Here is a 10,876-nt window from a genome sequence, read left to right as displayed (position 1 = left end):
AGACCGACATGACGAAGCGCCCGCGCGACGGGGCGCGTCCTGATGCCACTGCGTAGTCCCTAATGTGTATCGGTCTCCCTTCAAGGGGTTTCATCGGTAGGGGCAAGGCACCCGGTTGCGCCTCTGCGTCTGTGCGTCAAAACAAGCGGCGCGGCTTATACCATTTCAGATTGCAGATTTTGGATTGCAGATTGCCGCGCATGGCGTTCCCACGCGCTCTGGCGACAACGCCTATGCGGAGTGTTCAATTTCAGTTGGTATTAACTAGTGTTACAATGGATCCGTAGGCGCGAGGAAGCAAAAAAGCGCAAGGGATTTGGGTGTAAAATCGGATATTCTTGGCGGGGTGCTTATGCCTACGATCTTCGATAACATCACGACGCCCTTGCTCCCGACGCTGCGTACGATGTTGGAACGCAGCCATCGCCTTGATGTAGCGGTGGGCTATTTCCATCTGCGTGGTTGGGATGCACTGGCGGATCTTGTGGGGCGCTTTGCGGGCACTGATGACCAGTTTTGTCGTCTGCTGGTGGGCATGCAACGCCCCGAGCACGAGGTGATGCGGGCGTTGCAGCGGCTGCCGCGTGAGGGCGAGGGCTATCTCGATGGCCCGACGGTGGCCCGCTTGCGTCGGCAGGCCGCCCAGAGCTTTCGCGAACAGATTGAGTTTGGGGTGCCCTCTTCCAAGGCCCGCGCTACGCTGCATGTCCTGGCGGCGCAACTGCGGGCACGCAAGCTGCGCGTCAAGCTCTTTTTGCGCCATCCGCTCCACGCCAAGCTCTATCTGGTGCAACGCGATGATCCGATGACGCCCCTGATTGGGTTTGTTGGGAGTAGCAACCTCAGCTTTTCGGGCCTCAGTGGTCACGGTGAACTGAATGTGGATGTGGTCGAGCAGGACGCGGCCCACAAGCTGCAACACTGGTTCGATGACCGCTGGGATGATCCGTTGGCGTTCGATATTTCCGCTGATCTCGCGGAGTTGATCGAAACCAGTTGGGCCGCTGACCGGGTGATCGCGCCCTACCACGTCCATCTCAAGATGGCCTACTATCTCTCGCAGGATGCCCGCGAAGGCACCCGCGCGTTTACGCTGCCCCGCGATCTGCGTGACATCCTGCTGCCCTTTCAGGCTGAGGCAGTCGGGCTCGCAGCGCGCTATCTCCAGCGCCGCGAGGGGGTGCTGCTCGGTGATGTGGTTGGCCTCGGCAAGACTTTGATGGCAACGGCGGTGGCGCGCATCTTTTAGGAGAGTGAGCAAAGCAATACGCTCGTGATCTGTCCGCCCAAGTTGAGCCCGATGTGGCGTGACTATCTTGCCCGCTATCAGGTCGCTGGCGCGGTGGTTTCGTTGGGCAAGGCCCCTGAGGAGATCGACGAGCGGGTGGCGCGGTTGTACGGGCTGAGCGCGGCGGATTTGAAGGCGTTGTAGGAGGCGCAGAGGTTTTAACGCAGAGGCGCAGAGGCGCAGAGGGTTTTTTGATGCGAGGGCGAATGACAAGCATCTGCGCTGGCTCGCCCGCATCCAGACTAGAGCGGGCGGGCCGCCCGCGCTCCCAGGAGCAGGGTGAACAGTTACGTCTGACGGTCATAGAGGTGGCGTCCGATGAGACACGGGGAGCCGCACCCACACTTCGGTGCCCTGGCCGACGGTGCTGGTCGCCCCGATGCTGCCCCCCATTGCTTCGATCAGGGCTTTGGCGATAGCGAGGCCCAGGCCGGCGTTGCCTTCGGCGCGCCCGCGGGCCTGATCGGCGCGGTAGAAGCGCTCGAAGATGTGCGGGAGATCAGCCGGGGCGATGCCGTTGCCGGTGTCGCGAACCGTTACGCAGATGTTGCTGCCCTGGGGTTCGGCGGCAAGCGTGATGGTGCCACCAGCGGGGGTGTGCCGCAACGCATTGTCGAGCAGGATGAGCAAGACTTGATGCAGGCGATCGGGATCGGCGTTGATACGCCCCTGGATTGAACCTGCTTGGACGGCAAGGCCACGTTCGCGGCCAAGGCGTGCGGCCTGACGCTGGATCTCGCCGAGCAACAGCGGCAACTCAACGGGGGCGATGTTGAGCGGAAGTTTGCCGCTGTCGAGCCGCGAAAGTACCAGCAGATCGTCAACCAGGCGGGCCATATGGTCGCTCTCGGTCAACACATCGCCGAGCAGTTCGCGCTGGTCTTGATCATCCGCTGGCGTGCCACGCAGCGCCACTTCGGTACTGGCCCGAATGAGGGTCAGCGGAGTGCGCAATTCGTGGCTAGCGCTCGCGATGAAGTGCTGTTGCCGTTGCCACGCCTCCTGGGCTGGCTGGAGCGCACGGCCGGTAAGCCACCAACTGGCAAAACCGATACCAACCACACTCAGCAAGGCCAGGCCCAGCAGGCTGCCCAGCAACTGATTGAGTACCCGCGCCTGATCGCTGAGCACGCGCCCTAGTTGAAGTGCGACCGGGCCATCGGTGCGCGTCAGCCGATAGGTCAACAGACGCACCTCGCGCCCATCAGCCGTCTGGACAGTGCGGACATCGCTGCCGTTGGCAAGCGCCTGGTCAAGCGCCTCGCGTTGTGGGGCAATCGGCGCCATATATGGATTGGGATCAAAGAGGACGCGCCCGGTCGCATCAAGGGGCAGCACAAAAATCGCCGCAAGTTCGGCATCATACGCCACCGACGCAAAGGCATCGACACTTGTCGTCGGTGAAGTAGGCGCTGGTACCGAACGCGACTCATCATCCCCGTCATCGTCCCTGATCGTCCCGTCGCTCATCACCATCAGCTCGGTTCCATCCTCAAACTCCACCTCAAAGACCGTCTGCCCGCGCTCGGTCTCTGCTTTAATCCGGCGCACCTCGCTCTGCTGGTACGCAGCGCTCGCCAGGCGTGCGGCATCCTCTGTTGTCAGGGGACGATCAGCGGGGCGAAGATCGGGGACCAGGCCGAGTTCACTACGGACAATTGACCAATCGCGGTCAGCCGGAACAAGATCAGGCGGAAGAGGCGCGGCCAGCGCATGAAACTCGTGGGCCATCTTGTGTTGCAGCGCAAGATCGGTGATGCCCTGAAAATAGCGGGCGACCACCAGGTAGGCCCCACCACCAACCAGGCCGACCAACAGCAGAGCCGTCAGCATATAGAGCAGCGTCAAACGCAGGCGTAAGCCCTTAAACACGGTCAACCTCCAGCCGATAGCCAACGCCGCGCACCGTCACAATCGGATCGGGCTCGCCGGCAGCATTCAGCTTGCGCCGCAGATACGAGATATAGACCTCAACCATCTGTGGTTGCACATCCTGTTCGTACGACCAGACATAATCGAGGATCTGCTGTTTGGCAAGAGTTTGGCCGACATTGCGCAGCAGATATTCGAGCAGATTCCACTCGGTGGGGGTCAAATCAAGCGAGCGTAGCCCACGCCGGGCCGTATGATTGCGCAGATCGAGCACAAGCTCACCATTGCGCAGTTCATCAAGCGACGGTGCCGCCGATTGAAAACGACGGCTGAGCGCCCGCACGCGCACCAGCAACTCTTCAAAGGCAAACGGTTTGACCAGATAATCATCGGCCCCGCTGTCGAAGCCAGCCACCTTATCTTCAACCTGACCGCGGGCGGTCAGCAAGAGCAACGCCGTCGCCAGGCGCGCTGCGCGTACTGCACGACAAATGGCAGGCCCGTCACGACCTGGCAGCATCCAATCAACGATCGCCACATCATAGGTGCCCCGCAACAACAGATCGAGCCCGGCTTCACCATCGTGAGCCTGATCAACCTGATAATGTTCCTCACGCAACACCCGCGCCACCAGGCGGGCAAGACGCTGATCATCCTCAATCACCAGCACACGCATAGTTCCTCCTCAGCTTACCTGCATCATACCGCACAAAGCTTGGAAAAATCTTGGAAGATTGGCGGATCACTTTAAGCATCTCTTCAGGTTGCAAGGGTATGCTTACCTTGTGAGATATGAAATGGCCTGCGGCGCAAGGTCGAGGAGCAGGGCTAACGCCCTCCAAATCCATGCTTGTGCTGGCGAAAACGGCCTGCGAAGCTGGCTGTTTTCGCCAGCACAAGCGAGATTCCTGAAGCCGCAGATCCTATAAAAAAGAAAGGCATGTGTAACATGACTCAGCGTACGATGTTGATAATTGCAGCAGGTTTGACGGCGTTCGTGCTGGTGCTGGTGGGAGGGTTGGCAAATCGTTTGAGTAGCGGGACGGCTGTGGTGCCAACGGCAACAACGGCTAGCGCACCTGCACAGGCCACCGAGGGCACACTTGATCCAACAGTTGAAGCCTTGATCCGTGAGCGTGAGGCAGCGTACCAGCAGGCACTTGCCGAGGCAAATAGCCGCCTGGAACAGGCGAATCAGCAACTAGCCGAGATGGCCCAACAGACCGTTCCTGCCGCCGATCAGGCCGTGACAGCGGCACCCGCAGTGGCACCCGCAGTGGCACCCGCAGCGGCACCCGCAGCGGCACCCGCAGCGGCACCCATCACCTACGCCGTCACGCCTGAGCAGGCGCAGCAACTCGCGCTCGAGCGCGTTCCAGGGGCGACGCTGCTCCGTACCCCTGAGGTGGTGAGCTATCAGGGTGTTGCCGCCTATGAGGTTGTGCTTGATCAAGGAACACTCTATCTTGATGCGCAGAGCGCGGCAGTGCTTGCTGATAGCACAACGCCCCGTGCAACAGCGGGTGGGCAAATCACAGCCGAAGAGGCGGCACAGGCGGCAATGCTCTATGCCGGAGGTGGGACGGTGCGCAAGACCGAACTTGAGCAAGAGCGCGGCGTCCTCGTCTATGAAGTCAAATTCACCGATGAGAGTGAAATCTATGTTGATGCCACCACCGGTCAGGTGATCTATGCCAAGATCAAGGGTGAGCGCGAGTCGGAGGAGGACTAATCACGATGAAGAAGCCGCAAGCACAGGGGCAACGTACGCAAGGGGTGAAACTGATGATCAGCGCCGCTGCCCTGGCAGCAACGCTTGGTGGCTGGGCCACCTTGAGTAGCCAGGCCACGCCAGAAATGGTTGCCGCGCCCGTGGCAGCAGTCGTGAGTGCGCCACCCGCGTGGTTGCTCAACCCGCCGCCCATTCCGACGCTGCAAGCCATTGGCACGACGCCCGCCGTCGTGCAGGCCTCCGTGACGCAACCTGTGGTTGCCGACCCGGCCCCGGCCCCGGCCCCGGCCCCGGCCCCGGCCCCGGCCCCGGCCCCGGCCCCGGCCCTCCGCGAAGTCGTGGTGGCCCCGGCCCGACCTGCGCCGGTTACCGTGACGCAGTCGTCGCGTTAAGTAGTGTGTGACCTACGTTTTCCGGTCGCGCCGCCGACCACGAATACTGAGAACGAATAAACGAAAACAGGCTTTGTGACGCACGTATTCGTTTATGCGCGCCCCCCTCCCCAGCCCTCTCCCGCTGGGGAGGTTGGGAGGGGGGCGGAATGAGGATCGTACAACAAGACCTCACAGGTCTGCGAGCAAAGGGTGTTGTGATGGTTCAGCTAACGTTTCGGGCGATGGGATCGACCATCCTGGTGCTGGTTGAGAGCGCTGATCCAGCTGCCGAACAGGCGCTGCGTCAGGTTCCTGCTTGGTTTGCGACCTGGGAAGCCGCGCTGAGTCGCTTTCAGGTCAAAAGCGAGTTGATGCAACTCAATCGGCAGGCAGGGAAGGGATGGGTCACGGTTAGCCATGTGCTCTGGGATGTGCTGGATGTGGCGCTTGAGGCGGCGCAGGCAACCAATGGCCTGGTCACGCCTACATTGCTTGCCCACCTGATGGAGGCTGGCTATGACAGGGATTTTGCCAGTTTGTCGGTTGATCGTCCATCCCCAGGCACTGATGGGTGGCCGCTTCACAACCACCCATCAGCGCACAAGGCAACTGCCTGGCGTTTGATCGAGCGCAACCCGGCGATACCCGCCGTGGCGTTGCCAGCGGGCATGCTGCTTGACCTGGGGGGCTTTGCCAAGGGATGGGCGGCCAGGCAAGCGGTGCAGCGCCTGACGGAGTATGGGCCAACGCTTGTTGATGCCGGGGGCGACATTGCCGTCAGTGGCCCCTGTCGCGACGGTTCGCCGTGGCCCATTGCGGTCGCCGATCCTCGTGAACCGGGCAAGGAACTAGCGCTGGTGTTGCTGGCAAAGGGTGGCCTAGCCACGTCGGGGCGCGATTATCGGCGCTGGCGCAAGGGGGCGGATGTTCTCCACCATATCATTGATCCACGCACAGGGAAGCCCGCCACGAGTGACCTGCTGAGCGTGACGGTGGCTGCGCCAACCCTGGAAAAGGCAGAGGCTGCGGCAAAGGCAGCCCTGATCCTTGGCAGTGAAGCGGGGCTGGCCTGGCTTGAAACACAACCAGAACTCGCCGCCTTGCTGGTACCTGAAACGAATCAAGCTATCCAGACGACAACTTGGTCTGCCGTCTGTTGGAAAGAGAGCGTATTATGACGACCCGCGAATCGACGACCCCGACGACACCGACAACGGCAGCGCCGACAAACCAGGCCGTTGCGACGGACACCTCCGCGACACCCGTGCCTGCTGCATCCGCCCCACTGGTAGACCATCCGCCCACCCCGGCAGCGGTGCGAGGCGACGATCCACCCGTTGCGGCCAGGCCCGCGCCGGTCGAGACGGCCAAGCCAGTTCCGCCGCGAGCCACGCGCACACCGGCTGCGACCACGCCCGCGCCGCGGCGAGCACCAGCGCCAGCCCCCGATCCGGATTTCACTGATCTGCCCCCGGCGATGTCGCCCCAGGCGCTGATCGGGCTATTGCTTGGCGCTATTCTGGGGGCCTTTGCCGCCGTCGTTGTCTTGCCGACATGGCTGCCGGGGCTCAGTGCTTCGCTGCTAGGGGCCGAGCCAAAAGCCTACTGGTACCTGGCGCGCAGCAGCGCCATGGTCGCCTATGCCTTGCTCTGGCTCTCGATGGTCTTTGGCCTGCTGATGACCAACCGACTGGCGCGGCTCTGGCCGGGCGGACCAATCGCCTTTGATCTGCACCAGCACACGAGTCTGCTGGGCCTCGCCTTTGCCATCTTTCATGGGCTGATTCTGCTGGGCGACACCTATATCCAGGCGAGCCTATGGCAACTGCTCGTCCCCTTTGCCTATCAGGGCTTTGCCCCCTTCTGGGTGGGCCTGGGTCAACTGGCCCTCTATGGTCTGGCGCTGGTTGGGCTTAGCTTTTATATCAAAGATCGCATTGGCAGAAGCATGTGGAGGCTGATTCATTTCTTAAGTTTTCTTGTTTTTATCTTTGCCCTCGTTCATGGCATCTGGAGTGGCAGCGACAGCAGCAACGGGATGATCAGCGGTTTGTACTGGTTGAGTGGTGGCACGATCCTCTTCTTAACGGTCTACCGCATCCTGGTGAGTCGCCAGGCAAAGAGGCCAGGAAAAAGCAAACCGGCTACGTCTGTGTTATGATACCTTTCACCACCATATTCTTCTCTAAGACAAGGTTTCAAAAAGAGCTTTTGAGCATGACAGTGGGAGTGCCGACTTCAGTCGGCTTCCGGCTCAGCCGACGAATGGTTTTCCAGAAATGAATCCGCTCGACCAGACCTCACATGTCTCGCAGACCTGAGAGGTCTCGCCCGTGTCGCGCATACCGGATTATGTACTGGAAGACCATAAGTAGTCTGTAACGTAAGTTTCCCGGTCGCGCCGCCGACCACGAATGCTGATAACGAATAAACGAATATGGGCTGCTCCATGCGCTCTTCGTTTCTTCGTGGCCCCCATTCGTGGACGGCTGAGGACGCCAGAAAACTTAGTTCACAGACTAATAAGTCGGCACTCCAATCACTGCAAACGGTCAAGCTCGTTTGAAACATGTCTAAAACGTTGACTGGTGTTGGTGTCTGGCGATGCTTTATGAAAGGTGACCAGCGTGAAGGCATTTCTCGTCTACTGGCATCCCGAGCCCCAGAGTTTCAACCATGCCATGTTTGTGACGGCCCAGGCAACTCTGACCCGGCTTGGAGCTGAAGTCAAAACGTCGAATCTGTATGAAATGGCGTTTGACCCTGTCTCTAGTCGAGAGAATTTTACGACCGTGCGCGATCCGGCTTTTCTCAAGCTTCAGACCGAAGAGATTTATGCGTCACAGCATCAGGGCTTTGCGGCGGATCTTGAGGCCGAGATGGCGAAACTTGAGTGGTGTGACCTGATGATCTGGCAATTCCCGCTCTGGTGGTTTGGGTTGCCGGCGGTACTCAAGGGGTGGGTTGATCGTGTCTTTGCGATGGGGCGGATCTATGGGGGTAGTCGAATGTACGAGGGGGGCGTGTTTCGCGGCAAACGTGCGTTGCTCTCGTTGACCACCGGTGGCCCTGAGCAAGCCTATGTGAAACATGGCTTTCATGGGGACATCACTACGATCCTCAAGCCGATCCAGCGTGGCATGTTGCAATTTGTTGGGTTCGATGTGCTTGCCCCGCAGGTTGTCTATGGACCGGTACGGATGAGCGATGCGCAGCGTCAGGCGGAACTGGAACGCTTTGCGCAGCGCCTGGCTCGGCTTGATCAGGAAACGCCGCTTGCATGGGAAACGTACTGAACATGTTACCGAACGCCTCGCGAGCGGTGCCGCTTTGCTTACGTGCCGGTCGCAGCCGTTTCAGCAGGTGAGAACGCCTGGCGAGCGGTGCGGCTTTGCCGCACCGCTCGCCAGGCATTCTATCCCTCCATCGCTGCGGTGACAGCGGCGACGATTGATCCATCGGCGACGAGCATGCGCACGGCTTCGATATGTGGGTACATCACCGTATCGCGTTCGATGAAGGGCACGTGCTGACGAATGAGTTCGTAGGCGGCAGCGGTGCCGCGCCCGAGGCGGGCCTGGGGGCCGACGATCTGGCGGCGAAAATCGAGGCCCTGCGCTGCCGCCAGCAGCTCGATCGCGAGGATCTGCGCCACATTGTCGAGGATCGTGCGCGTCTTGAGCCCGGCGGTCATGCCCATACTGACGTGATCTTCGACGTTGGCCGACGAGGGAATTGTATCAACACTGGCGGGGTGGGCCAGAATTTTGTTTTCGGTCGCCAGCGCCGCCGCAGTGTATTGCACCAGCATAAAACCCGAATTGAGCCCACCTTCGCTGGTGAGGAACGCCGGCAACGTCTGCGTATTCGAGGCTTCATCGGTGAGGCGCATGATGCGTCGTTCGGCGATATTGCCCAGTTCAGTGACGGCGAGACCGAGGTAATCGAGTGCAATCGCGAGCGGCTCGCCGTGAAAGTTGCCCCCTGAGAGCACCGCGATCGTCTGATCTTCGTCGTCAAGAAAGATGAGCGGGTTATCAGTCACGGCATTGAGTTCGATGGCAAAGACCCAGCGTGCATACGCGATCGCGTCACGGACAGCGCCGTGTACCTGGGGAATGCAGCGCAGGGTATAGGCATCTTGCACATTGCGCGGGTCGTGGCCGCGGGTCAATTCGCTGCCAGCGAGCAGCGCACGCAGGTAGGCGGCACATTCTTGCTGGCGCGGGAACGGCCGCAGCGCGTGAATGCGCTCGTCAAAGGCAAGCACCGTCCCGTTCAGGGCTTCGAGGCTGAGGCAGCCGGCAATATCGGCGGTCTGACTCAGCACTTCAGCCCGGTGGGTCTCAAGCGCACCCAGGGCACACATGCCTGTTGTGCCATTCGTCAGGGCCAAGCCCTCTTTGGCGGCGAGTTGGCATGGGGCAAGACCAGCGCGGCGCAGCGCCTCGGCACCGGGCAGACGTTCGCCACGATACTCGGCCTCACCAAGGCCAATCAGCGGCAGCGCCATATGCGCGAGGGGTGCCAGATCGCCACTGGCACCGAGCGAGCCTTTGCTCGGAATGAGCGGGTGAACACCGGCATTGAGCATCGCCAGCAACAGTTCGAGCGTCGCAGGACGAATCCCCGAATGCCCACGGGCCAGCGTATTGGCCCGGATCAGCATCATCGCCCTTACCGTGGGAAGATCAAGCAACGGCCCAACCCCAACCGCGTGACTCATCACAATATTGTGTTGCAACTGCACGACCTGATCGGGCGGGATCAGCCGGTCTTTGAACGCCCCAAAGCCAGTCGTGATGCCATACGCAATCTCACCGCGTTCGAGCAACTGCTCAACCGCCCACGCCGCCCGTGCCACCTTCGTGGTCGCTGCGGGGCTCAACGCAACCAACGGTGCACCGGGTTGCCCATACGCCACGTTCAAGACCTGTGCGATCGTCAACGCTTCGCCATTGATCTGCATATTGTAGCGCCTCCAGTCAGGGTGACCTATAAGTAGTCTGGGAAGTAAATTTCCCGGTAGCACCGCCGACCACGAATGCTGATAACGAAGAAACGAATATGGGCTGCTCCATGCGCTCTTCGTTCATTCGTGGCCCCCATTCGTGGACGGCTGAGGACGCCAGAAAACTTTGTTGACAGGCTAATAAGCATAACTCGGCCAGCCGGATCGTGATCATCTTGTTAAGACAAGGTTTCAGACTCCTGTGCAGTTTGCCCCCATCGTGGTGCCGACGTATAACGTTGATCCGGCCCTTTTGAAAGCTTGTCTAATCCCGTAAGTAGCTGACCATCTGCCCACGGTCATTGTAGAGTGCACCATCATCACGTTCGCTATTATTCCAGATAGTGCCGCTTGTGATGAACCATCGCATTCCAGGTCTCCTTTTGTGAGCACGATTCAGATAACCAGGCACACCTGCGGACGAAGCACCAGTTGGGCTTGGCGCTGCTGCGCCTGACGCCCCTCTTTTGGGAATAGGTCTTTGAGGTTAATCAAGCCCAGTCGTATCATATCACAGACGTATCTTCCAGTCGTGATAAGGAGGCAGTGGGAGCCATTATGAGGATGGTATAATGATCATGACCTTGAACATCAACTGA

The 10,876-nt window shown here is 60.2% G+C and carries 10 protein-coding genes; 7 read left to right on the top strand and 3 right to left on the bottom strand.

All coding sequences use genetic code 11. The annotated features are described in order from the left end of the window. Positions 1–352: 352 nt before the first annotated feature. Together EKD05_RS19910 and EKD05_RS25945 are read left to right on the top strand one after the other, a co-directional pair. Positions 353–1,249 (top strand): phospholipase D-like domain-containing protein, encoded by an 897-nt coding sequence (locus EKD05_RS19910; protein WP_129676412.1) that lies wholly within the window; start codon positions 353–355, stop codon positions 1,247–1,249. Between the two features lie 24 nt (positions 1,250–1,273). Further along, positions 1,274–1,432: a hypothetical protein gene (locus tag EKD05_RS25945; protein WP_165360841.1), complete on the top strand. Its 159-nt coding sequence runs from the start codon at positions 1,274–1,276 to the stop codon at positions 1,430–1,432. A 156-nt stretch (positions 1,433–1,588) separates the two neighbouring features. Here EKD05_RS25945 and EKD05_RS19905 read toward each other — a convergent pair whose 3' ends face one another. Then, positions 1,589–3,160 carry a cell wall metabolism sensor histidine kinase WalK gene (locus tag EKD05_RS19905; RefSeq protein ID WP_165360840.1) on the bottom strand — a complete coding sequence of 524 codons (1,572 nt, stop codon included), beginning with the start codon at positions 3,158–3,160 and terminating at the stop codon, positions 1,589–1,591. Beyond that, positions 3,153–3,836 (bottom strand): response regulator transcription factor, encoded by a 684-nt coding sequence (locus EKD05_RS19900; protein WP_129676410.1) that lies wholly within the window; start codon positions 3,834–3,836, stop codon positions 3,153–3,155. Before EKD05_RS19900 ends, EKD05_RS19905 begins: the two co-directional genes overlap by 8 nt. 273 nt (positions 3,837–4,109) lie before the next feature. Between EKD05_RS19900 and EKD05_RS19895 the strand changes: the two genes are divergently transcribed. From EKD05_RS19895 to EKD05_RS19875, 5 genes are all read left to right on the top strand, one after another. Then, positions 4,110–4,892 carry a PepSY domain-containing protein gene (locus EKD05_RS19895; protein ID WP_129676408.1) on the top strand — a complete coding sequence of 261 codons (783 nt, stop codon included), beginning with the start codon at positions 4,110–4,112 and terminating at the stop codon, positions 4,890–4,892. A 5-nt stretch (positions 4,893–4,897) separates the two neighbouring features. After that, positions 4,898–5,284 carry a hypothetical protein gene (locus tag EKD05_RS19890; RefSeq protein ID WP_129676406.1) on the top strand — a complete coding sequence of 129 codons (387 nt, stop codon included), beginning with the start codon at positions 4,898–4,900 and terminating at the stop codon, positions 5,282–5,284. A 200-nt stretch (positions 5,285–5,484) separates the two neighbouring features. Continuing rightward, positions 5,485–6,444 (top strand): FAD:protein FMN transferase, encoded by a 960-nt coding sequence (locus EKD05_RS19885; protein WP_129676404.1) that lies wholly within the window; start codon positions 5,485–5,487, stop codon positions 6,442–6,444. Further along, entirely contained in the window at positions 6,441–7,427 is a 987-nt protein-coding gene (locus tag EKD05_RS19880) for a hypothetical protein (protein ID WP_240695867.1), read from the top strand. Before EKD05_RS19885 ends, EKD05_RS19880 begins: the two co-directional genes overlap by 4 nt. Positions 7,428–7,893: 466 nt before the next feature. Next, positions 7,894–8,562: an NAD(P)H-dependent oxidoreductase gene (locus EKD05_RS19875; RefSeq protein WP_129676402.1), complete on the top strand. Its 669-nt coding sequence runs from the start codon at positions 7,894–7,896 to the stop codon at positions 8,560–8,562. A gap of 119 nt (positions 8,563–8,681) precedes the next feature. On the opposite strand, the gene hutH is transcribed toward EKD05_RS19875, so the two are convergent. Continuing rightward, positions 8,682–10,235 (bottom strand): histidine ammonia-lyase, encoded by a 1,554-nt coding sequence (gene hutH / locus EKD05_RS19870; RefSeq protein ID WP_129676400.1) that lies wholly within the window; start codon positions 10,233–10,235, stop codon positions 8,682–8,684. Positions 10,236–10,876: the final 641 nt, after the last annotated feature.

The organism is Candidatus Chloroploca sp. Khr17, assembly GCF_004138165.1.
Lineage (GTDB): Bacteria > Chloroflexota > Chloroflexia > Chloroflexales > Chloroflexaceae > Chloroploca.
The sequence above is the reverse complement of the archived record's forward strand: the minus strand, read 5'-3'. Positions and strand labels throughout refer to the sequence as shown.